Raw genomic sequence first — 24356 nt, forward strand, 5'->3', positions numbered from 1 at the left:
TATGTCTGGCTTTGAAAGAACCGTTGAACTCCTGATGCAAGACGAAGTGATTTGCAGAACAGCTTATAGTGCTGAGTTTGCATTCTTAACTGATAACATCAAGCGAAGTGAGGTTGATCAATATCTACGTCAAATAGGCCGTTCGCTAGCAAAAACAAGTGATAACCTTGGTTATCTCATGGTGTATTTGAACCTAGATGACAGCGGAAAGAAGCGTCGTGTGGCTGCGCAGTTCAAGAAAATTGAAGGCGAACTATCGACTCTCGTAGATTGGTTATGTTTTGCACGAAACATTAATGAAAACTCAAACCCAATCAGTGCTGGAGAAAGAATTACTGAGTCAGAGTTACTTGCTGCTATTGAAACCTCTAGACCTCTTGCTGAACAGCTTACTTCAATTGCGAATAAGCTTGGTCGTTCTATGAAATCTCGTGAGGTAAAAAAGAAGCTGACTTCAGTTCTTAACTATCTTACCGACTCAGGCTACTTTGTTCAGTTAAATACTACAGGTTCAGTTTATGAGGCGACTGCCAAATGGTCATTTGTTTACGATGCGCTCGAGTTTTACATTCAACGACAAGATCCTGAAAGCATTGAAAACGATCAGACTATCCTTGAAGAATCTCAACAACAGTTAGAGCTCTAAGTATGAATCGACAGCACGAATCAAAACGCGCACTTTCAGCACTCAGTAATCATTGGGAAGCCATTGATTCGGCGTGTTATGAAAATGGGGGGATCATCCCCAACACTGAAGAGAGTGAAGCGGTATCTAAGGCTCTCCTTTCGTCTAAGCTTGCTTATCTCACTGATGACGAGGTAAGCGTTCAGATCCACTCATCTGTGAAGAGAGTACTTAATCGCGCGACCTCTCGCATCCGATTTAGAGAGAAGCATGGTGAGTTCTCTGGTTTTATTGAGTCCATTGATTTTGCGATCGAGCACTACCGTGCGACGAAGCATAACGATACTATGCACGAAGAAGCATTTGAGGAAGTGCGTGATATCGTCGTAGAGATGATTGATGCACTCACCGAAGCTATGCAGATGTTTCACTATGTGGTTAACGATGAGTTTTCAACGGTCTATGATGTTGACAGTAAGATTCATCAGATCACTCGATGTAAAAACGAAGTGGTTAGGCTTAATGATATTCTCGAAAAACTCTCAGTTAAGAATTTACGTGAATGGGTAGTGACTGACCTGCGCCTTGAAAGTCTGATCATGAAACGGCTAAAGGCAAGTGTCGATGAAGCGCTGAGCGATATTGGTGTTTCTAATCGAAAATTAGTGGAAATGCTTCTTAAAGTCCAACGCAACGAAGAGCGAAAGAAGAAAAATCGACTTATAGATAGTTCTAAAATCCTGTTCGGTGATAATGGTGTATTTTCAAATCCGCTTGTTGACCCTGATGACTTACCAGAAAGCTTACGGGTTGGCGGTGTCTTGGAAATAGGTGGATATCCTTCGATTTATACTAACTTTGATTGCGAGGACCTATATGACATTATTCAATCTGTCGCCAGACAATCTCAGAATAGTAAATCTGAACCTGTAGAAAAGAAATCGAGCGCGACTGAAGATAGCCGAGGAGTCACTAAGTCAATCGAAATTGATGAAATTGATGAAACCCTCGAAGATCTTTTCTCTGCTCTTGGGGCAGGAGCTATCACTGATGATATTACCTCATCTGTAGATCTTCAAGAACGACTAGAATTAGACATACCTGTTGATGAATGGCTCATGCTTATTGCAACCTACATTAGCGCGCAGGGTAAGGCTTCTATGTCGGAATATTATATTGAATATGACTCTCAAGTTTCCATGCCGATGAATGGTAACCTGCAAGTGACGGACATTAAATTTGTAAGGAAATCGAATGAATATCAAAGTCACTATGCTGGCTAAGAAGATCGTAACCTTGCGATTAAGAATGTTTTCTGTCTCTAAAGCGTCTGACCAACTCGTGAATGAAACAGGTATCGAACATTATAAATCCAATGGTCAATACGTTATTAAGCATAGCGAACTATCTGAAATAGAACGTTATTATGATGAATTACTAGGTGCTTCATTACGATCGTTTACGTATGAGTCAAACCGGATTGATGCCTCGAAAGTATCTAAAGATGAGAAATCTGCAAAAGGAGGAGTCTTTGAAGCTCTTCTTTCCATCGTACCGCTTTGTGATCTTCATTTAACCTCGGGTATTATTCCTAAAGGTATCAAAGCGATCATTTCTGTTCCTTTTGAAAATATTGTTACCGATAAGATCGACAAGCTAATGGTAATAGAGAACTCAGAACTTCTAGTGCAAAGTAGCCGCTTTATTGAAACACTACCGGAAGCGTGGAAAATAGATACTCTATTGGTTTATCGAGGTCACGGTGAAAGTCAGAAGCAAATCAAATTATTATTAGAAAGCCTTAAACCTAAAGCGCAGGTTGGATTCTACTTTGATTATGACTTCTCAGGAATGAAGCTTATCAACGCCTATATGAAATATGTGAACTGCCAAGCGAGTATCATTACCCCCAGTTTTGCAAATAAACAGCTCAAACGTTTAACCAGTAAAGAGAATTATGCTAAGCAGTATATCGAAGGTACACACCTACTGATTAAGACCGGCGATTCCTGCCGAGATTTTGAAACCGTCATCCATCAAGCAACGTTAAACTTGCAGAGCTATGAACTTTCGGTTACTCAAGAAAGTTTAATTGCACATGATATCGAATTATTAAGTACGCCATTAAATTGGACCGATGTCAGCTGACATTAGGGCTGAACAACAGAATAGAAAAGAGTATTCAGATTAATCTATGAACTGTGTTAACTCTATGAATTAACTAACAGTATTAAAAGTAGTATTATGATAACTTAGTTGTATTAACCGTTGGCTAAAATTAGCGAAAAGGGACTTTTGAGTGAAAAAGAGTAATTTTGAATTTTTAAAGCATCATGATGAATTACTGTTTAGGTTAGCTAACCGAGCAGAGCAATGTTATGTCCCTGATCCAAATACCACCCTAGTTAAGATACGCCAACTAGGTGAAGCATTAGCACAAAACGTGGCTGCCCGTGTTGGGGTTGAGTATGGCCGTGATGAAAACGGACGAGATATAAAACAGATCGACTTGCTGCGTAATCTCGAATACAAGTTAACACTTGACCCTCGTATCAACGACTCTTTCCACACCATTAGAAAGCTTGGCAATACCGCTAATCATGACTTCACTTCTTCAAGTCACCGAGACGCACTTAAAGCATTAGTGTTAGGACATGCACTTAGTGCTTGGTACCACACTTTATTTGGTGGCTCTCATGCCAAAGGGTTTAAGCCAGAACCTTTTATAAAACCAGAAGATCCTTCAGAACATGTGCGTCAACTTGAAGACAAACTACAAGCTTTAGAAGTCACCCAGAAACGAACCTCAGAACGCCTCCAAGTTGCTGAAGAGCTCAAACAAGTTGAAGCAGAAAAAGCAGAAGCTTTGAAACATCGTGCAGATCAAATGCAGGCGGAAAGCCTGCTTTGGGAAGAGGTGGCAACTGAACACGAATCAACATTAGCTAGTTACCGTAAAAAGATGGACGAGGCCAATTTAGCCTATTTAGCCAACTTCAATCAACAAGACAAACCAACGCAAGCCAAGGTTATTGAGCAAGTTGAAAAATCGTGCCTAGAACTCAATGAAGAAGAGACTCGTGTACTTATTGACGAGCAGCTTAATGACGCTCAATGGAAAGCTGATACGGTTAATTTAAGATACTCAAAAGGCTCTAGACCCGTAGCCAATGAGAACCGCGCTATTGCTGAATGGCCAACCTCATCAGGCCCAGCGGATTATGTTTTATTCATGGGTTTAACGCCTGTTGCGGTGGTAGAGGCCAAAAAGAGTGCTAAGAATGTTTATGGCGCAATAGACCAAGCTAAGCGTTATGCAAAAGGGTTAACCGATAAAGGTGGAATCGCAATAGAAACGACCTACGGTGAGTTTCAAGTCCCGATTGTGTTTGCTACCAATGGTCGTCCCTATTTAGAACAGCTAGAAGACGAAAGTGGTATCTGGTTTTTAGATGTGCGCGATAGCACTAACCGACGTCGTGCCCTGAAAGGTTGGTATACCCCTCAAGAAATCAAAACCTACTTAAGACAAACGCCACAGCAGGCTGAGCAAGAACTGGATCAAATGGGATTTGATTATGATTTAAAGCTACGTGATTATCAGGTAGAAGCGATTAAGTCAGTTGAAGAAGCCATCAAACAAGGAAAAACCAAAGCGTTGGTAGCGATGGCAACAGGAACCGGTAAAACCAAAACGTGTATAGCATTGGTATATCGCTTGCTCAAAGCCGAACGTTTCCGCCGTATTCTATTTCTTGTCGATCGCTCAGCCCTTGGTGTACAAGCCACGACTGACTTTGGCGAAGTACGCCTAGAAAACCTAAATACCTTTGCAGATACCTTTGATGTCATTGGCATGGAAGCAGATAAATCACCCATTACCAAACCAGAAGATGATACCAAGGTTCATGTGGCAACAGTCCAAGGCTTGGTTAAACGTATTTTGTACCCGAACGATGGTGATACCAAACCGGGTGTCGGTCAATATGACTGTATCGTTGTCGATGAATGTCACCGTGGTTACCTGCTTGATAGGATATTAAGTGACACCGAATTAGAGTTTCGTGATCAAAAGGATTATCAATCTAAGTATCGCGCGGTATTAGAATATTTTGATGCATTCAAGATAGGATTAACCGCAACACCAGCACTACACACCGTCGATATTTTTGGTGAGCCAATCTTTAGTTACAGCTATACCGAAGCGGTGTTAGATGGTTATCTTAATGATCATCTTCCGCCTGTTCGCATTTATACTAAGCTGGCAGAGCAGGGCATTCATTACGAAGTCAATGAAGAAGTACAAGCTTACAACGTAGAAGACAACACGATAGAAAAATACAATACTCCCGATGAACTCGATTTTGATGTCTCGCAGTTTAACCGTAAAGTCATTAGCCCAAGTTTTACTAAGCAAGTGACTAAATGGTTGATTGAGAGTGATTCGATTAACCCATACTCAGAAGCGAAAACCTTAATATTTTGTGTCACAGACAAACATGCAGATCAAGTGGTCGAAGCCCTAAAAGAAGCCTGTGAACATTATCATGGTGAAGTGGAAGACGATGCGATTCAAAAAATCACCGGAGCCAGTGATAAACCGCTAGAAAAAATCCGTCTGTTTAAAAATGACCGTCTACCTAATATTGCAGTGACGGTTGATTTATTAACTACAGGGGTGGATGTACCAAAGATCTGTAATCTTGTCTTTTTACGCCGAGTAAATAGCCGTATTTTGTTTGAGCAGATGTTAGGCCGCGCAACGCGTTTGTGTGATGAAATAGGTAAAGGGCCGTTTAGAATTTATGACGCCGTGGATATTTATACCCAGTTAGAAGACGTCAACAGCATGAAGCCAGTCGTTACAAACGTGAATGTGACCTTTACTGAACTTGAAAACGAAATGAAGCAAGTTGACGAAGATGAGCTACAAACACTGGCTAGAAATCAATTTATTGCTAAGTTGCAAGTTAAGCGCCGTCACTTAACCGATGCTCAACGTGAAAACTTTGAAACCATCGTTGGACAATCGCCAGAAGATTTTATCCAAGACTTAAAGAACCGTCCTTTAAATGAGGTTGCCGAATGGTTTACTCATCATCCGGGGTTGGGGGAGTTATTGGATGCCAAAGTCACTGGGGGCGGAAATCGACCACCGGTGATCATTTCTGAGCATGATGATGAAATTACTGGCATCACTACAGGTTACGGTGATGGACAAAAACCAGCCGATTATCTGCAAGCGTTCAGCGATTTTGTAAAAGCCAATAGTAATAGATTGATTGCTATTCAAACAGTCGTGCAAAAACCGTGGGAATTAACAAGAAAAAGCCTAAAAGAGTTAGCGTTAGAGCTTGAAAAAAACCGCTTTAGAGAACAAGATCTGCAAGTTGCGTGGAATGAAGTGAAAAATGAAGACATAGCAGCCAAAATTATTGGTTTTATTCGTCAAGCCGCATTGGGTGAGGCTCTTATTCCATTTGAACTGCGTGTTGATAAAGCACTCGAAACCATGTTAGCGAGCCAGCAGTGGAAGACACCACAAAAGAAATGGTTAGAGCTTATTGCTAAACAAATGAAGGCAACCACGATTGTAGATTTACCCGCCTTAGACCAAGGTATTTTTAAACAGCAGCAAGGTGGCATTAAACGCGCCAATAAACTCTTTGAACAACCTATTGAGGATGTTCTACTCCAATTTAATAAAGCACTGTGGTTAGCGCCTCAACAATCAGCGTCGCAGCAGCAAGCAAAAACGGCTTAATCATCAATCTAGTTCTGTCATAAACACAGTGCTAGATTGTTGTATTAAAAGCCATTGCATTAATAACAAGGTACGTAATAAATGAGCACTCAAGATCTCGTCGCTAAATTGTGGAATCTATGTAACTTACTCCGAGATGACGGCGTGACTTATCACGAATACCTTAATGAGTTAACGTATTTGGTTTTCCTAAAAATGGTCGATGAAACGGGCCAAGATGAACTGTTGCCAGAAGGCTACCGTTGGGAAAACCTAGAAGCGTATAACTCAGCCACTCGCTTAGAAGCGTACCAACAGTTACTTCTTCATTTAGGCACTAATGGCTCACTGATCACCAAAGCCATTTTTAAAGGTGCTAATACCGTTATTCGCAAACCTGCCACATTGAATAAATTGGTGGTGGAAATTGATAAGCTTGATTGGTACAACGCCAAAGCCGAAGGGTTAGGTGACATGTACGAAGGCTTGTTAGAAATCAACGCAGGTGAGAAAAAATCAGGCGCAGGACAGTATTTCACACCACGAGTACTTATCGATGTGATGGTCGAGCTAATGAAGCCAAACCTTGATGATGTGATTGTTGACCCAACCGCAGGTACCGGTGGTTTCTTGATCAGTGCTCATAACTATCTAAAAGAACACAATGATATTGACGGGTTAGATACTCTGCCATACGACAAATATCAACACGAGACTTTCTTTGGTATGGAATTGGTGCCAGACACGCGCCGCCTAGCGATGATGAACTTAATGCTGCATGACCTAGCGGTTGATGATGAAAACTCAGGCATTCTGTACGGTGATACTTTATCTAACGAAGGTAAAGCGTTACCAGCAGCGAGTCTAATTTTAGCCAACCCGCCATTTGGAACTAAACAAGGTGGTGGCGTGCCAACTCGTGATGACTTGGTTCATTACACCAGTAACAAACAGCTGGCATTTTTGCATTTGATGTACCACAAAATGCTTAAACCGGGTGGCAGAGCAGCGGTGGTATTGCCAGATAATGTGTTATTTGAAGGCTCTACAGGGCAAACCATTCGTAAAGACTTAATGGAGAAGTGTAACCTACACACTATTCTGCGTTTACCTACGGGGATTTTCTACGCCGCAGGGGTAAAAACCAATGTGTTGTTCTTCTCTAAATCAGAAGATGTAAAACAAGATAAAGGCCAAACCAAGAATGTGTGGGTGTATGACTTACGTTCAAACATGCCAAAATTTGGTAAGCGTACCGTACTGACTAAACAGCACTTTGAAGAGTTTTACCAAGCGGTAGGCAGTGACTTAACTCAAGTTGATGAAACGGCTCGTCAAGCCTTCGTTAGCAACCACAAGGACGATGCAGATGCTTGTCGTTTACGTTGTTTTAGCCGCGATGAGATAAAAACTAAAGATGAATCTCTAGATCTAAGTTGGATCCGTGACGAAAACAATGAAGACGCCTCAAAACTACCTGCTCCAGATGTATTGATCAATGAAGCGTTGCTAGAAATGGCAGGCGCAATGGAAGAGCTAAAAGCGATTTTGGTGGATTTAGATTCAGCGGAAAGTGATGAGGTGAATCTGTGAGTGAGTTACCGAAAGGGTGGGTTGAAACGACACTTGGAAATGTAGCAAAATGGTCTTCTGGTGGTACACCAAGCCGCAAGAATACAGCATATTACAATGGGGATGTTCCGTGGATTAAAACCGGAGATTTGGGAGTACGATATTTAGAAGAAGCTAGCGAGAATATTTCAAATGAAGGTTTGAAAAACTCCAGCGCTAAGCTGTTCCCTAAAAACTCAGTTGCAATTGCTATGTATGGAGCTACGATTGGCAAAACTTCAATATTGAATATTGAAGCAGCAACTAATCAAGCATGCGGGGTTGCTATTCCAAACGCTTCTCTATCGTCTATATTTTTGTATTACCTTTTAAAAAATGAAAAAGAAGGTTTCATTGCGCGAGGTAAAGGTGGTGCTCAGCCTAATATTTCTCAAACAATAATTAAAGAGTACCCGATTTGGCTACCGCCACTAAACGAACAAATCCGCATTACCAACAAGTTAGATTCTATTCTTGCCAAGGTCGATAAAGCTCAAGCTCGTTTAAATAAAATTCCAGCAATCCTAAAACGTTTCCGCCAATCGGTATTGGCTGCTGCAACGTCTGGGGAGTTGACGAAAGAGTGGCGTGAGGTAGAAGGGCTAAGTAAGGATACGTGGCAACCAGTATCCATTGATGATTTGTCCAATAGAGCGTTTGATGGTCCATTTGGTTCAAAACTAAAAACAGCTGACTATACAGATAATGGTATCAAAGTCGCTAGGCTTGAAAATATTGGGCATTTAGTATTTAACTCAGCAAAAGAAACGTTTATTAGCGAAGTTAAGTATCAGGACCTTATTAAGAATACAATTGAACATAATGATGTTTTATTTTCGTCATTCGTAGATGAAGAGATAAGAACTTGTTTGTTCGATGAACGTTTTGGTACGTATATAAACAAAGCCGATTGTTTTTGTATTCGACCAAATAAAGAAATGGTATCTCCTGAATATTTGATGTACTCGCTAGCCTGTAAACATACTTACGAAAAAATCAAAAAACAGGTGCATGGTGCAACGAGGCCGCGAGTCAATTTAAGGTATTTAAAGTCATTTGAAATATCTTTACCTAGCTCAGAAGAGCAATCAGCCGTTGTTGAAAAAATCAACCAGCTCTTTCATAAAGCCGATAAAGTCGAAAAACAATACCTAGACGCGAAAGCTCGTTTAGATCGCCTAACTCAGTCTATTCTAGCCAAAGCGTTTCGAGGTGAGTTAGTACCACAAGATCCAAACGATGAACCTGCGGAACAACTGTTAGATCGTATCTTGAAAGAACGACTTTCCCAGCAACAAAAAGCAGATAAACTAAAGAAGACAACTAAAAAACGCGCAATCAAAGCCAAAGTCGCAGACAAAGGGTAAGACGGATATGAATCAATCACTCTCACTAGTCAATATCAAAGCCAACAACTTTAAGTCGTTGGTGGATTTTTCACTGCCGTTTAGCAAGTTTAACTGTTTAGTTGGCCTAAATGGTTCAGGTAAATCGACGGTATTGCAGTTTATTGATTTTCTCTCTCAGCAGGTGAGTGGAGATATTGATGAATGGCTTGAAAGCCGTCAGTGGAGTGCGCGAGACCTTAATTCAACGCTTACTAAACAATCCAATATTACTTTTACAGTAGATCTTAATTTCGCAGGCAAGCCTGTTATTTGGGAAGGCAGTTTTAACCGAACAGATCTGTACTGTACGGCTGAGAAAATCACTTGGAATGGTAAAACGCTGCTTAATGTTGCTGATGGGAAGTTCTCGCTACCAACAGAAGGTATTCAAGCGCCTATTACCTTTGATTATCAAGGTTCGATTCTGTCTCAACTAAGAAAAAATCAGCTACCGTTTGAATTAGAAGAGTTTAAAAATTTCTTCAAAGAGCTAAATGCATTAGACATGCTTTCACCCGATATGCTTCGTGACCAACACATCAGCGGTAAAACATTGGGTGCGGGTGGCAAGATGCTATCGAGCTTTATTAGCAATATGGACAAAGACGAGAAATCGAGCTTAGTTGCAACCCTTAAAGGCTTGTACCCAAACTTGGTTAAGGTTGACGCTACTGTCCAAAAGTCTGCGGGTACAGTAAGGCTTGAGATAGAAGAAAAGTTTGGTGAGAAAACCATTAAAACCGAAGCAAGGCACATTAACGATGGTTTACTTCGCTTTATGGCAATTTTTGCCCAACTGACTAAAAAGCAAAGTGCGCTATTGCTTGATGAGATAGAAAACGGTGTTAACCCTGAGCTTATCGAAAAACTGGTGGACAGCTTAGTTGCAGCAAATACCCAAGTTATTGTTACCACCCATAGCCCAATGATCCTTAACTACATGGAAGATGAAGTGGCTAAAACTGGCGTTGTTTATTTATATAAGAATAAAGCAGGCGCAACTCAAGCCATTCGTTTATTTGATATACCATCGATGCAACGCAAGTTGAAATTCATGGGACCTGGTGAAGCCTACGAAGATACTATGCTTGAGAATCTGGCATCTGAAATTGCCACATTAACAATCATTTGATAGCTAAAGAGGGCATTAAAGCATGTATTTAGTTGTCAGTGGTGAAGGTGAAACCGATATCGGTAAGAGCAATGAAGCGATTGGGCCGCTCAGTAAACTGATAGATAAGTATATTGAGCCACATTCTGGTTTTTCATTGCTAGAAGCAGAAATGCTTGAAGTGGTGCATGAAACTGAAATTACTCGTATTTCTAAAGATAAAACTATTATTAAACCTCTTTCGAGAAGCGGTAAAAAGCAAGGCAAAGAAACTAGAGAATTTTATCGTGCGGCAAGAGCATTAGCTCATGTTGCATCGAACCCTGAAAGACAACCTAGTCTAGCTGTGTTATTTCATGACTCTGATAGTAATAAATGGCCCGACTATCAATCAAAACGTCAATCTATGATTACTGGCTTTGAAGCTCAAGGTTTTGATAATGGTGTTCCTTTTGTTGCTCAGCCTAAATCAGAAGCATGGTTATTATGTGCGTTAAAAAACGGCTATCAAAACTGCACGGCATTTGAAGGGCGTTCGGGCAATGACGATTCACCACATTCTCTAAAAGGTGAGTTGGAAATGCATTTAGGTGAACCCGCAACCCGAGTAAAACTCAATGAGCTTGTCGATGATGGCGAAATCGATCTTGCTCAAATCGCAGATATGAAGTCGATGACTGATTTTCAAGAGTCGATGAAAGAAGTACTAGGACGTATGTTGGGTAGGCCAATCGAATAGATATTTTCATAATTACAAATAAGAATAAAGATGAGATTAAATAGACTTAAGTTAGTTGGTAGATACAAATCGATTTTAAAGCGCTTTGTTTTCAGGTTATAGCGAATAAGCCAGATAGTGATATTTCTTCGTTTATCGAAACGATTAATCAATCGTATGCTAGGAGACGCATTTAAATGGCTATATATTGTGGTGACAAGAATTCTACTCATTTACTTAACAACATGTCGGAATTCAAAGAGCGTTGTTTAATTCAAGGTCGTTCTCTTTTCACGGAACTCACAGTTTGGGATTCACCAACGTGCCAAGAGCTCATTGATTATTTTGTTGAAAACTTAGATGAAGGCGATGGTGACTTTTTTGAAAAGTTAGAAACTCAACTGGCAAACTCTTCTCCAAAAGCGAAAGTACTTGCGTCTGAAATGCTGTGGTTAATGTTTCTTTGTCCAAGTAACACAGGGGCTGAATCTAAGAGAAAAAGCATTGAACGTGTTTTTTCGTGGAGTGGGTTTGAAATTGATCTTGAACCTAGACAGAAATACCTATCTGATGAGGCTCTAACGGGCATTGGCAGTGCTGGAACTGCTTACAATACAGGCCGTTGGCGCGAGCTTGTTTATGTTATCCGCTTGGTTGAAGCTTTGCTAAAGCTCTCTGAACTGGAGAGAAAAGAGCTTTTGAGTGATGTTGAACGGTTGCCTCGATGGTTGGAGTCTATTCCCGAAAATGGTTCTAGGCAGTTTCGTCATATGTTTTTGTACCTGTTGTTTCCAGATGCCCATGAGCGCATCTTCGGTAGCACGGATAGAAAGTCTATTTTAACGACTTTATCAGATATCACGAGTGCTCAATATAACCGAATGGATACTAAGGAAGCTGACGCTAAACTGTTGGCGCTAAGGCAATCATTTGAAGCTGAGTACGGTACTCAAGAGCTTGACTACTATGTCGAGCCATTACGCTCAAAATGGAAACAGCCTAAAGCTGCTTTAACTGGTGACATAAAAGAACCAGAACAGGAGTATGACGTGAAGACTAATGACGTAAACCAAACGCTTAATACAATCTTATATGGTCCTCCAGGTACGGGGAAAACATACACCACAATCAATAAAGCATTGCAGATTGTAGCTCCTGATTTTTATCTTGAAAATAAAGACAACCGTGAAAAGCTAAAAGATCGCTTTGACGAACTCTTGAATAATAATCGAATTGGATTTGTGACTTTCCACCAGAGCTTTAGTTACGAAGATTTTGTTGAAGGTCTTAAAGCATCAACGACAGAAGATAAGCAGATTAGCTATGATGTCGAAGATGGTATCTTCAAAAGTATGTGTAATTCTGCAAGTGTAAAAGCAACAGTTAATACTGAACAACAAGCGTTAGATATATCCAATAGAAAAATCTGGAAGATGTCATTAGGAGATACATCTGGAGAAGATGCTTTCATTTATCAACAATGTATTGAAAATAATTATGTTCTTTTAGGCTATGGTTATGACATTGATTTCTCTAATACAGCTAATCGAAAAGAGGTAATTGAAGCCTATCGTACTAATGAAGTTATTATTGAAAAAGAAAGCAGTGATTACAGAGTCACATCGGTAAATAACTTTAAGAACGAAATGAGTATTGGTGATTTAGTTGTCATTTCTGATGGTAACCGTAAGTTTAGGGCGATTGCTGAAATTACGAGTGATTATATCTTTGATGAAACTTTAGTGAGTGATAATGGATATTCTCAAGTAAGAAAAGTAACTTGGCATCGAGTGTATGAGCCGTCATTACCTGTAGATGAGTTATTCAAAAAGAATTTATCTCAAATGACATTATATCGCCTTTATGGCGCAACTATTGATTTAGATAAGTTACAGGGTATCTTTTCAGTCCCTTCGATAGAAGAAAAAACAGAAATAAACAATGATCGTGTACTTATCATCGATGAAATTAACCGAGGTAATATCTCGAATATCTTTGGTGAGTTAATTACATTGATTGAACCAAGTAAGCGTAGTGGTGGCGCGGAGTCTTTGTCTGTGAAGTTACCGTATTCAAAAGAGACGTTTTCTGTACCATCAAACTTGCACATCATAGGTACGATGAATACCGCAGATAAATCACTGGCACAGCTCGATATCGCACTTCGTCGCCGCTTTGAATTTGTTGAAATGATGACAAATTACGAGTTACTTAAAGGAATTCCAGATATCGAAGGCATTAACGTTGCTAAGCTTGTTAGAACCATGAATCAACGTATTGAATTATTGTATGACCGAGAGCATACGATTGGTCATAGTTTCTTTTTACCGTTATTTGATAATCCAAGTCTACAATTATTAGCAGAGATCTTTGAGCTACAGATCTTACCGTTATTAGAAGAGTACTTCTTTGAAGATTGGGAGCGTGTAGGGCAAGTACTTGGTGATCATTTAAAAGATAACCATGAGTTACGTTTTGTTATTGAACAATTTGGTAATAGTGAGATCGCTGAGTTAATGGGCGATGATTGGGAAGTTCAAGGAATACAGCCTTATTGCCGTAATCAAAAAGCATTTAAAAACCCTCAAGCGTATATCGGTGTTTATACTCGATGATAAGTAAAAAGAGCAATCTTATTATTAAGGTGCGTGAGTTTGGTTTGTTGCTCAATGGCGGCGACAAATCAGACATTGATTGCCATTCAATAACGAAAAAAGCATTTGAATGGTTATTAGTGAACGGACAAAGTGCTAATGACAAATCAGTTGAATTAGTTAGAGTCAAAAAGTACGGTAAAGAGATAGCACTTCAAGTTGTTAACTATGTTGGAGTGCTAGAAATGCCATGTGGTACGCGTATTGAGATTCTACCTAAGATATCAGATCAAAATGATTCAGAGGCTGCGAAGAAAGTATTATTAAAAATGCTTTCAACGGTAAATAAACTGTCTATGCAGCAATTTGAACAATCTTCTTTAAAGACAGTAAAACTGCCATTGTTTGAGGTTCTGATAGGGTATTTTTTAAAAGAGGTCGCTGATGTTGTTAAACGTGGTATTCGTAGTGAGTATAAACGTGTAGAAGCAAAAACACCGTATTTGAAAGGGCAACTTCAAACATCAAAGCAGCTTCGTGAGCGTCCGGGGTGCCAAAATCGTTTTAACGTATCTTATGATCAATTTTCTTCTGACCGATCAGAAAATAGATTAATACATTCATCATTGAAGCAAGTGTTGAAATGGACGAAGAGCAATGAGAACCATCGTTTAGGTAAAGAGTTATTATTTGTTTTTGATGAAATTCCATTATCATCGAACTATTCTTTAGATTTCAGAAAGTGGTCTGTTGATCGTTCGTTAGTGCATTATCTAAATGTAAAACCATGGTGTGAGTTAATTTTGAGTTATCAATCGCCAATTGCTTTATCTGGTGTACATAAAGGTATTTCTTTTCTGTTCCCAATGGAAACTCTGTTTGAGCGATATGTGGCGATAAAACTACAAAAAGATCTGCCGCCACATTTGAAGTTAAAAACACAAGCAAGTAGCCAATCTTTAGTTTCTCATACTCCACCTAATGCAGAGAAAGAGCAGGGATGGTTTAAATTAAAACCTGATATTGTGATTAGTGAAAAGCAAACCAATAAAGCGGTTTGTGTTGCTGATACTAAGTGGAAGCGAATATACGAGAATCAAGGAACTGCTAAAGAGAAATATGGAATAAGCCAAGCCGATATGTATCAAATGTTTGCTTATGGCCATAAATACTTAGAAGGAGAGGGTGTGTTGTATTTAATTTACCCTAAGCATTCTCAGTTTAATGATTTGTTAGAACCATTTAAATTTAGTGATAAGTTGACGGTTAAAGCTGTGACGTATGATTTAGATTCTGATAAGTGTGACGTTTCTTTTTAAAGTAAGGGCAATCATTACATCGGATTGATTGTGCTAACTAGGCTAGGTAGGTACTTTATATTGATTAGCCCAATCGAATAAGGTTAATCAATCGGAAACTTTTGCTTTTGGTGGAGGACGCGCATTATTTTAATACTTTCTCCATCAATCATGTATGAAACAATCATTGATATTTCAGGAATAATGAGTAATCGCCCTCTAACATTCTCACGTTGCACACCCATTAAAGGTTGCTCTAACAAAGTCTCAACCTTCTGCTCAATGGTGTTATCTGTTCTTTCTGCGACATCTGGATTAAAGTCATAAAGAAATTCAAATATTTTCTCACGATCATTTAAAGAGTCTTCTTCCCAAAAAATCATTTATCTTTGGCCTCGAATTCGAGCTTTACGCTCAGCCATTGTTTCTTTTGCTTCATTATGATTAATAAAGTTAGCTTTTCCTGAGTCGAATTTATTGAAAGCTAAATTTACTTGCTCAGTTAACCATTGATCGTGTGATAAGGCTTTGCGCTGTTGCTCTGCCATTTCCTCTGTCAGTTCTCGGCAAGCATCACTTAGAGTACGCCCTTGGCTCTCAGCAAATTGTTGTGCTAATAGTTTAACTTCATCATTAACTCGGAATTGAATTCTAGTATCCATAATTTAATCCTTAAGAATGCGTACACACAAATGTTAGCACATTATTAAGTAGTCGCAACTAACAATCTGCTTAAGAGTGACATAGTATTAGATAATGACGAGGTAGAAGCGGTGCAGGTAAAAGTAACGTCATCTCCTTCTTTAAACGGTTTAAATCGTTAATGGATGTTTTTCTAAACTAAACTTTTATTTATAAATAACTGGCACCAAACAAGCAAAATCCGCTGATAAAGCTATTTATTACTTGTGCATACATCTTATTTTTATGACAATGGTCGAAGTTATTTGGCAAACAGATGAAGTTGTGAGAAAAGTATGAAACAGACAAAAAATATTATTCTAGTCGCGTCGCTAATGTCTACATTAGTTCTTACTGGCTGTGCATCAAATGATGAACTTATTGCTCAGCAAAAAAATCAGACAGAACAAATAAGCGCCCTAGAATCAAAAGTAGGTACGTTAGAGTCTAAAGTGAATACACTAGAAACTGAATTACAATCACAAAAAGACACTGACAGTGAAATTTACCAAACGGTTCGCAAATTAGATGCTGAGCAAAATGAGCTTAAAGCTCAAGCGCAAAAGCAAGTTGATGAAGCGGTTATGTATTACACAATCAAGCAAGATGATACGTTATACAGCATTGCAAGAGAGCAAGGTATTGCATTAGAAGATTTACTTCAATTGAATCCTCAAATCGATAACCCTAAACGTCTGCTTATTGGCGATGTAATTAATACTAAATAGTCATGTTTTAAAGAGGTTATAACTTTACGAAGTTCGGCATCTTAATATCTATAAACTATTTAGCATAAAAGAGCATGTTGGTTGTAATCACAATATGCTCTTTTTTTATTTTCCTCATCATTACTATTAAGCCCTTTTATGCTAACTAAATTCCGTGCAGAGCTTATTTTAATTATAACCACTCTTTTGGCTGGTGCTGGGTGGGTATTTTCTAAACAAGCAATTCAAGAGTTACCTCCGTTTGGTTTTATTGGTATTCGCTTTATTCTGGCTTCATTGTGTTTATTGCCATTTTGCTTTGGCGCATTGAAAAAAGCCTTATGGCAAGATTGTGTTCGTTCAATGGGGGTTGGTGTATTGCTTTCTGCCGCTTTGTTCTGTTGGATCCATGCAATATCAATCAGTGACACTTTAGGTGAAGGGGCGTTTATTATGAGCCTCTCTATGCTGTTTGTTCCTTTACTTGCTTGGCCGTTATTTGGCAATAGGCCACCAAGAGCATTTTGGTTATCTTTACCCATTGCGGTTTCTGGTTTGTTTTTATTGGCATGGAACGACGGTTGGAATGTATCGGCAAGTCAACTATGGTTTATTTTTGCAGCTGTAGGGCTTGCGACGCATTTTAATTTTAACAGTAAATACTCAGCAAGCTTGCCGCCCATTTTATTAACGACATTGCAATTATTCACGGTTGGTTGTTTAGGTGTGGTGTTATCACTGTTTTTAGAAGAATGGCCACAAGAGGTGAGTTTAATTACGTGGAAGTGGGTGTTATTAAGTGTGTTGTTGGCAACCAGTTTACGTTATTTATTACAAACGATAGGACAAAAGTGGGTAACTCCGACTAATGCAGCCATCTTAATGTTACTTGAACCTATTTGGACCATGCTGCTGAGTGTTTGGATATATGATGAATCGATGCCGTTAAATAAACTTGTTGGCTGTGGTTTATTGCTTCTGTCTTTGGTTTTCTATCGCTTTAGCCAAGTGAGACATAAGCTGTGGTCGTAGTATCAGATGTTTGGGCTTGTAATTATATATTACTAACCCAAATATTTTTTCTTCTATCTGTGGTTTTTATTTATTAAAACAGGTAATTAAGCTGAATCACGGGCAATTAATTCTGGGTTTAAAATCAGACTTTGAGGTGCGCTGTCTTTATTGTTGATTTGATGAATTAATCTATGTCCAGCTTGGCGGCCAATGTCACGGATAGGGGAAGAGACAAAGGTGAGTGATGGTTGAATTAATTCAGCTTCAGGCACATCATCAAACCCAATGATAGCGATTTGTTGCCCAATATAATTATCTTTACCCACACTGCGGTTAGATCGATTAACACCGTATACCGCGCCAAACGCGGTTGATGAATAATGGCAAAGTATTGCTGTTATTTTTGGGTTTTTATTAATTAGTTGATTTACAGCTTCTGCAGCAGCAGTTTGACTCTTATCACACTCTACTACCCATTCAGGCTTAAAGGGTAAACCAAACTGCATTAGTGTACTGCAATAACCCCCTAAACGTTCTGCTCTGCTTAATGAATCACTTTGGCCGCCAACGTAAGCAATTTGACGGTGTCCTTGTTTAATCAAATACTCTGTAGCAATTTTAGCTGCTTGCATATTGTCTGGCCCAACAAAGTCAATTTGTTGTCCTACTTTTGCTCGAGCTACACACACTATCGGTAAATTTAAATCTTGTATTTTTTGGACATTAGGAACGCCAATGTCACGGATAGGGCAAAATACAATCCCACCAACGTCTTGAGCGACCATGGTTTCAATGCATTGATCAAACTTATCTTGATTTGTGCCTGATTGAGTAAGAAAAAGCATATAACCTTTTTCTTCTAATACTTCACTTAACCCTGCCGCAATTTCAGCATAATAGGGATCACTAATGTCTCTTAGGATCAATCCAATTAATAATGACTGTTTTGAGCGTAAATTAGAGGCCGTACGGTTTTTAATGTAACCAAGCTCTTGTACTGCTTGATTTACTTTTTGAATGGTTTCAGGTGAGATCCGTCCTTTATCGCTCAGTGCCATTGATACGGTTGTTACTGAGACGCCAGCGCGTTTTGCAACATCCTTAATATTTGCTTTTTTGTTTGTCATAGCACTTCTTTTACCACGATTAGATAAAACGTTTTACCTAATAAAACACATTTATTACCGCCATTCTAGCGTAATTATGAATCTAATGGAAAAAGATCGTGATCACTCGCACAAGATTGTTGGTAAAACGTTTTACCAAGATTTGTCAGGTGTATTGTATTGACCAAGATTAAGAGGAAATTTAAATCAATAAAGACGTTTAAATTACTCAACGGTATTTATTTTAAGTGATCAATTAAGGATATTTTATGCAGCAAAAAGCGAATAAAACGACTTTATGGGAGTTCTTACAAAGCTTAGGAAAAACCTTCATGGTTCCTGTTGCTTTACTTGCGTTCTCAGGGATATTACTTGGTATTGGTAGCTCTTTCTCAAGTGCTGCATTAAAAGAGGCAATGCCATTTTTTGATAATGTTGTTTTCCAATATTTATTTATATGGATGACAAAGATTGGTTTAGTTGCCTTTATTTATCTTCCTGTCATGTTTGCAATTGCCATCCCTATGGGTCTTGCTCGTGAAGAGAAAGGGGTAGCTGCATTTTCTGGTTTGGTTGGTTACGCTGCACTAAATTTAGCGGTTAACTTTTACCTAACGGTGAATGGTGTACTTGATAATGAAGTGTTACGTGAAGCTTACGGTGTAAAATCTATCTTAGGAACCGAATCGATTGATACTGGTATTTTAGGTGCGGTTATCGTTGGTATTATCGTTGCTAAGCTGCATGTTCGCTTCTATACGTTTAAGATGCCTGATGCATTAGCTTTCTTTGGTGGTGCTCGCTTTGTTCCTATTATTTCAACGATTACGTTAGGTGTTGTTGGTTTATTGGTTCCTTTTATTTGGCCTTACTTTGCGGCAGGTATTAACGGCATTGGTCACGTTATTGCTGGTGCAGGTGATTTTGGTCCTTTCTTATTTGGCATGAGCGAACGTCTACTTTTACCTATTGGTCTTCATCATATTTTAGTTGCGCTTATTCGTTTTACTGAAGCGGGCGGCACGATGGAAGTGTGTGGTGATACGGTATCTGGCGCATTAAACATTTTCTACTCAGAGCTTTCTTGTTCTGAAACTCAAGGCTTTACTCCATCAGTTACTGCTTTCTTATCTCAAGGCAAAATGCCTGCATTCTTGGGTGGCCTTCCTGGTGCAGCTTTGGCTATGTACCACTGTGCTAAAGTTGAAAACCGCAGCAAGATTAAAGCGTTATTAGTTTCAGGAGTGGTTGCTTGTATTGTTGGTGGTATCACTGAACCGCTTGAATTCTTATTCCTATTCGTTGCTCCAGTTTTGTATTTTATCCACGCAATTTTAACTGGTCTTGGTTTCATGATTATGGGAATGCTAGACGTTACTATTGGTAACACCGATGGCAATATTATTGATTTCTTAGTCTTTGGTGTGCTTCAAGGTCTGTCTACTAAATGGTATCTAGTTCCTGTGGTTGCAGGTGTTTGGTTCGCGGTTTATTACTTTGTGTTTAAGTTTGCGATTCTTAAGTTCAACCTTAAAACTCCAGGCCGTGAAGCGGAAGACGTTGCGATGTCTAAAGAAGAAGCGGCAATTATTGCAACAGCTGGTGGTAAAGGAAAACTTATCCTTGCAGCACTTGGTGGTGCAGAGAATATCACGTCATTAGATAACTGTATTACACGTTTACGTATGACGGTTGAAGACATGAGTTTGGTTGATGATGCTCAGTTAAAACTGTATGGCGCTCTTGGTGTCGTTAAGCTTGATGAACATAGCTTACAGGTTGTTATTGGCGCGCAAGTTCATATTGTAAAAAATGAAATGCAATCCTTAATGTCAGCAACAGCTTAATCGCTAATAGGTGGAGGTTCTCTCCACCTTTTTCACATCCTTCGTATTTTAATCTTATAGAAATGAGCTTTTGGAGTCGCTATGTTTACTTTCTCTGAGCAAATCAATCGTAAAGGCAGTTACTGCACTCAATGGGATTACGTTGCTGATCGCTTCGGTGAGGCCGATCTTTTACCGTTTACAATATCAGATATGGATTTTGCTGCGCCACCTGTGGTTATGAATGCACTAAAATCACGAATGGAACATCCTGTATTTGGTTATAGCCGTTGGGATCACAGCGATTTTAAAGGGGCGATTACGGATTGGTTTAAGCACCGTTTTAATGCTGAGCTTGATGGTAACCATCTTGTTTATGGGCCATCTGTTATTTACATTATTTCGCAGTTGATCCGTCAATGGAGCAGTGCAGGTGAAGGTATTATTATTCATACTCCTGCTTATGATGCCTTTGATAAAATGATTTTAGGGTTAGAACGAACGATTATTCCAAATCAATTATCCCCTTCTTCAGATGGTTATCAAATTGATTGGAATGTATTTGAAGCTCAATTATCTGATCCTAATAACACGATTTTATTGCTTTGTAGCCCTCATAATCCGACAGGTAAAGTCTGGAGTTGTGAAGAGTTGAAACGCATGGCAGTTCTTTGTGAAAAGTATCATGTTGCTGTTATTAGCGATGAGATCCACATGGATATCTGTTTTAAACCTCATACGCCTTGGCAAGGGTTTGGTATGGGGACTCGTTGGGCTTTAGTCAGCTCAGCATCAAAGTCATTCAATATTCCGGCACTTAACGGCTCTTATGCATTTATTACTGATGACATCGCAAGAGAGAATTACTTATTTAACCTTAAACAAGTGGATGGCCTTTCTTCTCCTTCTATTCTTGGTGTTATTGGTTTAATGGCCGCTTATCAAGAAGGTGGTCCTTGGCTTGATGAACTGAAATCGTACTTATATGAAAATCATCGTTATGTTCAAGAGATGTTGGCGAAAGAGTTACCAAGTATTGGTTATCAAATTCCTGATTCAACGTACCTTGCATGGATTGATCTTTCTTCTTTATCGTTAGATATGGATGCTTTAAATCAGTGCTTAATTAAGAGCCATAAAGTTGCCATCATGCAAGGCAGTACTTATGGGATTGCAGGGAAAGGTTTTGTAAGGCTTAACCTAGGTTGTCCGCGCATAAAAGTAGAGCAAGGATTAACGGCTCTTATTTTTGCAATTAAAGAGTTATCTTTATGAATAGTGTATATACCGTTAAAGCAGGGCAGCGTCATTACCAATGGGGATCTCATCTACTTTATGGGCTGTTTGGACTTCCAATCCAAGATGATAAACCACTGGCTGAATTATGGTTTGGTGGGCATCCATCGTTGCCTTCTAAAGTTCAACTTGATGACAATTCTTGGCAAACATTAGATAAGTTTTTAGAGCAAAAACCTCTGAATTTTTTGTTTAAAGTATTGAGTGCCTCTCAGCCTTTATCTCTTCAGGTTCATCCGAATAATACTCAAGCGAAAGAAGGTTTTGAGCGTGAAAATGCACAGCACATTCCTTTAGATGCACCATACCGAAATTATAAAGACGCTTACGCGAAACCTGAAATGGTCATGGCGCTGTCACCTTTTAAAATTATGGTGGGATTTAAGAAGTTAGACGATATTACGGATAATCTTGGTTTAATTCAGTCAGAAGCATTAAACGCTATCTTACAAAGTGAAGCATTTAATCATCAGACATTATTATTATCATTGTTGCAATTAGCACAAGAAGATAAGCAGCAGATCATTGCACAGGCATTATCCATTGGGATTGGTCACAATGACCCAATGTGGCAGCAATTGGTAGAGCTTGCACATTATTATCCAAGTGATATTGGGGTATTAGCGCCACTTTATATGAACTGTTTAACTCTAGAACCAGGTGAGGCGATGTATTTACCCGCGGGTACTATTCATGCGTATACAAAGGGTACGTGTATTGAGTTGATGGGCTGTTCAGATAATGTATTACGAGCAGGGCTTACTCCAAAATATATTGATACCGCTGAGTTAATGGCTTGTACTCAATTTACTTCGTTTATCCCTGAAAAGTTAGCACCAATGCTTGTTGAATCAGAACAAATATTGCAGCCAACAGAGACCGATTTCGGATTGGCATTATGCCAAGTTACTGAGCATGAGCAATCTTTAACGGTGACGTCTCGTTCAATTTTATTGGTTGCTAAAGGGCGTGTTCAATTTAATGACACTGTGTTGTTAGCAGGGCAATCATTATTCATTGAATCAGGTACTTATAAGGTGTCTGGTGATGGATTATTAGTTCGGGCTTTTGAATCTAAATAACCTCAAGAGCCGGTAATCTTACCGGCTCTTTTTTATCAATAGTCTTAAATACTTAATACACCATTTATTTATCTCAATGTATTATTCAGATTAAGCACAAGGGTGTGCAATAGTATTAGGTTGGATATGTTTAAAAATAAATTGGCAGTTTTAAGCTAAAGTGAATGAATAATAAAAAGCTCGTATTGTAGAGTACGAGCCCTTTTATTGATGTACTATCTTGTGATTTGTTGTGCTGCCATATCTAATGCTTCTTTGACGGTTTGTTTTCCTTGCATTGCATTGTCAATAGCCGCTCCTTCTGAAAACCAGTAAGACGTCATTTGTGGAATATTAGGCATGATTTCTCCATTTTCTGCATTAATCATGGTTGATTTAATACGCTCATCACTTTCTAATATTCTTTGGAACGACTTTAATGTCACAGCCCCTAATGGCTTATCGTCATTCATGATTTTTAAAGCGTCATCTTGATATAAGTAGTTTTCAAGAAATTCGACGGCGAGATCAATATTTGGGCTTGAAGCATTAATACCAGCACTTAATACACCGACAAAGGGGTTTCCTTTTCCACCATTGAGTGTTGGCAAAACAGCGACTCCGTAATTAACCCCAAGCTTGTCTAAGTTACCCCACGCCCAAGGTCCATTGATAGTCATTGCAGCATTACCTTTAGCAAATGCGGCTTCTGAAACTGAATAATCCATATTTGGATTAACGATACCTTTATTCACCATATCAACTAAAAATTGAAGGCCCTGAACCGCTGTTTTGTTATTTACACCAGTATCTTTCGCATTATAGCCTGTGGTGGTTCTTTTGAATGCATACGCTCCACCAGAAGAGATCATTGGCCACGTGAAGTAGGCATTTTTCACATCCCACATCAATCCTGTTTTACCTTGTTTTGCCATGTCTTTGTGTATGCTTTCTAATTCTTCCCATGTTTGAGGTGGGGTAGGAAGTAAATCTTTATTATAAATAAGGGAAGGGGCTTCTATCGCGACAGGATAGCCGATCAGTTTTCCATTAAACGTTACCGCGTCCCAACTAAAATCAACCAACTTATCCTTAAATTCTTCGCTTGGATTAATTTCATAAAGCAACCCTCATTCAGCATAGCCCCCAAAGCGGTCGTGAGCCCAAAAAATAATATCAGGTCCTTCTCCCGTTGATGCTGTCTGCTGAAATTTAGTTTCTAAAGCATCAGGGTGTTGTACTCGAATTTTAATGCCAGTGTCTTCTTCGAACTTTTCACCAATTAATGCTAACCCTTCATAACTTTTATCACCGTTTATCCAGATGGTGATTTCACCTTCTTCCATGGCGATAACTGGAGATGAAAGTAAATCAGCAAAGACACAAGCGGGTAAAATTTTCATTGTTCGTTTCATAATTATTCCGTTATTTAAAAACGTTCAGTTACAAGGGTTAAGTACTTGGGTGAGCACATATAACTTATATTACGAGATAAATTAGAATGAGAGAAATAGCATGAAATCAAAATAAGATAGATAAAAACTATGGTTAATCGATTATTAGTGATAGCTATCAAG

18 protein-coding genes and 1 pseudogene are annotated in these 24356 nt (G+C 39.1%); 15 read left to right on the forward strand and 4 right to left on the reverse strand.

Annotation, left to right across the window (positions count from 1 at the left end):
- Position 1 precedes the first annotated feature (1 nt).
- The 10 genes from BTO22_RS05850 to BTO22_RS05895 all read left to right on the forward strand — a co-directional run bounded on the left by BTO22_RS05850 (position 2) and on the right by BTO22_RS05895 (position 15109).
- The gene (locus tag BTO22_RS05850; RefSeq protein WP_105054670.1) at positions 2 to 646 is read left to right on the forward strand and encodes a condensin complex protein MksE; all 645 of its coding nucleotides are present in this window, start codon (positions 2 to 4) and stop codon (positions 644 to 646) included.
- Between the two features lie 2 nt (positions 647 to 648).
- A complete protein-coding gene (locus BTO22_RS05855; RefSeq protein WP_105054671.1) occupies positions 649 to 1908 on the forward strand; it encodes a hypothetical protein in 1260 nt (419 codons plus the stop codon).
- Entirely contained in the window at positions 1880 to 2773 is an 894-nt protein-coding gene (locus BTO22_RS05860; RefSeq protein ID WP_105054672.1) for a DUF7281 domain-containing protein, read from the forward strand. The genes BTO22_RS05855 and BTO22_RS05860 overlap by 29 nt, the downstream gene beginning before the upstream one ends.
- A 151-nt stretch (positions 2774 to 2924) precedes the next feature.
- Positions 2925 to 6389 carry a type I restriction-modification system endonuclease gene (hsdR, locus tag BTO22_RS05865; protein ID WP_105054673.1) on the forward strand — a complete coding sequence of 1155 codons (3465 nt, stop codon included), beginning with the start codon at positions 2925 to 2927 and terminating at the stop codon, positions 6387 to 6389.
- 81 nt (positions 6390 to 6470) lie between these two features.
- Entirely contained in the window at positions 6471 to 7961 is a 1491-nt protein-coding gene (locus tag BTO22_RS05870; protein ID WP_105054674.1) for a class I SAM-dependent DNA methyltransferase, read from the forward strand.
- Positions 7958 to 9346 carry a restriction endonuclease subunit S gene (locus tag BTO22_RS05875; RefSeq protein ID WP_105054675.1) on the forward strand — a complete coding sequence of 463 codons (1389 nt, stop codon included), beginning with the start codon at positions 7958 to 7960 and terminating at the stop codon, positions 9344 to 9346. Before BTO22_RS05870 ends, BTO22_RS05875 begins: the two co-directional genes overlap by 4 nt.
- Before the next feature lie 7 nt (positions 9347 to 9353).
- Positions 9354 to 10499 (forward strand): AAA family ATPase, encoded by a 1146-nt coding sequence (locus BTO22_RS05880; RefSeq protein ID WP_105054676.1) that lies wholly within the window; start codon positions 9354 to 9356, stop codon positions 10497 to 10499.
- 22 nt (positions 10500 to 10521) lie between these two features.
- Complete coding sequence (locus BTO22_RS05885; RefSeq protein WP_105054677.1) at positions 10522 to 11217, forward strand: hypothetical protein; 696 nt, start codon at positions 10522 to 10524, stop codon at positions 11215 to 11217.
- 176 nt (positions 11218 to 11393) lie between these two features.
- Positions 11394 to 13811, forward strand: coding sequence for an AAA family ATPase (locus BTO22_RS05890; protein WP_105054678.1), 2418 nt, complete (start codon positions 11394 to 11396; stop codon positions 13809 to 13811).
- Positions 13808 to 15109: an McrC family protein gene (locus BTO22_RS05895; RefSeq protein ID WP_105054679.1), complete on the forward strand. Its 1302-nt coding sequence runs from the start codon at positions 13808 to 13810 to the stop codon at positions 15107 to 15109. Before BTO22_RS05890 ends, BTO22_RS05895 begins: the two co-directional genes overlap by 4 nt.
- Positions 15110 to 15192: 83 nt before the next feature.
- Here BTO22_RS05895 and BTO22_RS05900 read toward each other — a convergent pair whose 3' ends face one another.
- The gene (locus BTO22_RS05900; RefSeq protein ID WP_105054680.1) at positions 15193 to 15471 is read right to left on the reverse strand and encodes a type II toxin-antitoxin system RelE/ParE family toxin; all 279 of its coding nucleotides are present in this window, start codon (positions 15469 to 15471) and stop codon (positions 15193 to 15195) included.
- The gene (locus BTO22_RS05905; RefSeq protein ID WP_105054681.1) at positions 15472 to 15750 is read right to left on the reverse strand and encodes a damage-inducible protein J; all 279 of its coding nucleotides are present in this window, start codon (positions 15748 to 15750) and stop codon (positions 15472 to 15474) included.
- Positions 15751 to 16065: 315 nt separating this feature from the next.
- On the opposite strand from BTO22_RS05905, the gene BTO22_RS05910 reads away from it, so the two are divergent.
- Positions 16066 to 16497 (forward strand): LysM peptidoglycan-binding domain-containing protein, encoded by a 432-nt coding sequence (locus BTO22_RS05910; RefSeq protein WP_060990939.1) that lies wholly within the window; start codon positions 16066 to 16068, stop codon positions 16495 to 16497.
- A 138-nt stretch (positions 16498 to 16635) separates the two neighbouring features.
- A complete protein-coding gene (locus BTO22_RS05915) occupies positions 16636 to 17508 on the forward strand; it encodes a DMT family transporter (RefSeq protein ID WP_105054682.1) in 873 nt (290 codons plus the stop codon).
- Between the two features lie 86 nt (positions 17509 to 17594).
- Here the strand turns inward: BTO22_RS05915 and BTO22_RS05920 are convergent, their stop codons facing one another.
- The gene (locus BTO22_RS05920) at positions 17595 to 18617 is read right to left on the reverse strand and encodes a Mal regulon transcriptional regulator MalI (protein WP_060990941.1); all 1023 of its coding nucleotides are present in this window, start codon (positions 18615 to 18617) and stop codon (positions 17595 to 17597) included.
- Between the two features lie 248 nt (positions 18618 to 18865).
- Here BTO22_RS05920 and malX point away from each other — a divergent pair, with 248 nt between their 5' ends.
- From malX to manA, 3 genes are all read left to right on the forward strand, one after another.
- Complete coding sequence (gene malX, locus BTO22_RS05925; protein WP_060990942.1) at positions 18866 to 20443, forward strand: maltose/glucose-specific PTS transporter subunit IIBC; 1578 nt, start codon at positions 18866 to 18868, stop codon at positions 20441 to 20443.
- 81 nt (positions 20444 to 20524) lie between these two features.
- Complete coding sequence (locus BTO22_RS05930; protein ID WP_105054683.1) at positions 20525 to 21697, forward strand: MalY/PatB family protein; 1173 nt, start codon at positions 20525 to 20527, stop codon at positions 21695 to 21697.
- Positions 21694 to 22800 (forward strand): mannose-6-phosphate isomerase, class I, encoded by a 1107-nt coding sequence (gene manA / locus BTO22_RS05935; protein ID WP_105054684.1) that lies wholly within the window; start codon positions 21694 to 21696, stop codon positions 22798 to 22800. Before BTO22_RS05930 ends, manA begins: the two co-directional genes overlap by 4 nt.
- Before the next feature lie 215 nt (positions 22801 to 23015).
- On the opposite strand, the pseudogene malE reads toward manA, so the two are convergent.
- Positions 23016 to 24194, reverse strand: a pseudogene (gene malE, locus BTO22_RS05940) (maltose/maltodextrin ABC transporter substrate-binding protein MalE).
- Positions 24195 to 24356 lie beyond the last annotated feature (162 nt).

This window comes from Aliivibrio sifiae (assembly GCF_002954705.1).
GTDB classification, from domain to species: domain Bacteria; phylum Pseudomonadota; class Gammaproteobacteria; order Enterobacterales; family Vibrionaceae; genus Aliivibrio; species Aliivibrio sifiae_A.

Excerpts from the sequence above, each read along its gene's own strand:
- BTO22_RS05850 (WP_105054670.1), top strand. The coding sequence starts at position 2 with ATGTCTGGCTTTGAAAGAACCGTTGAACTCCTGATGCAAGACGAAGTG.
- BTO22_RS05855 (WP_105054671.1), top strand. The coding sequence starts at position 649 with ATGAATCGACAGCACGAATCAAAACGCGCACTTTCAGCACTCAGTAAT.
- BTO22_RS05860 (WP_105054672.1), top strand. The coding sequence starts at position 1,880 with ATGAATATCAAAGTCACTATGCTGGCTAAGAAGATCGTAACCTTGCGA.
- BTO22_RS05870 (WP_105054674.1), top strand. The coding sequence starts at position 6,471 with ATGAGCACTCAAGATCTCGTCGCTAAATTGTGGAATCTATGTAACTTA.
- BTO22_RS05880 (WP_105054676.1), top strand. The coding sequence starts at position 9,354 with ATGAATCAATCACTCTCACTAGTCAATATCAAAGCCAACAACTTTAAG.
- BTO22_RS05885 (WP_105054677.1), top strand. The coding sequence starts at position 10,522 with ATGTATTTAGTTGTCAGTGGTGAAGGTGAAACCGATATCGGTAAGAGC.
- BTO22_RS05890 (WP_105054678.1), top strand. The coding sequence starts at position 11,394 with ATGGCTATATATTGTGGTGACAAGAATTCTACTCATTTACTTAACAAC.
- BTO22_RS05895 (WP_105054679.1), top strand. The coding sequence starts at position 13,808 with ATGATAAGTAAAAAGAGCAATCTTATTATTAAGGTGCGTGAGTTTGGT.
- BTO22_RS05900 (WP_105054680.1), bottom strand. The coding sequence starts at position 15,471 with ATGATTTTTTGGGAAGAAGACTCTTTAAATGATCGTGAGAAAATATTT.
- BTO22_RS05905 (WP_105054681.1), bottom strand. The coding sequence starts at position 15,750 with ATGGATACTAGAATTCAATTCCGAGTTAATGATGAAGTTAAACTATTA.
- BTO22_RS05910 (WP_060990939.1), top strand. The coding sequence starts at position 16,066 with ATGAAACAGACAAAAAATATTATTCTAGTCGCGTCGCTAATGTCTACA.
- BTO22_RS05915 (WP_105054682.1), top strand. The coding sequence starts at position 16,636 with ATGCTAACTAAATTCCGTGCAGAGCTTATTTTAATTATAACCACTCTT.
- BTO22_RS05920 (WP_060990941.1), bottom strand. The coding sequence starts at position 18,617 with ATGACAAACAAAAAAGCAAATATTAAGGATGTTGCAAAACGCGCTGGC.
- malX (WP_060990942.1), top strand. The coding sequence starts at position 18,866 with ATGCAGCAAAAAGCGAATAAAACGACTTTATGGGAGTTCTTACAAAGC.
- BTO22_RS05930 (WP_105054683.1), top strand. The coding sequence starts at position 20,525 with ATGTTTACTTTCTCTGAGCAAATCAATCGTAAAGGCAGTTACTGCACT.
- manA (WP_105054684.1), top strand. The coding sequence starts at position 21,694 with ATGAATAGTGTATATACCGTTAAAGCAGGGCAGCGTCATTACCAATGG.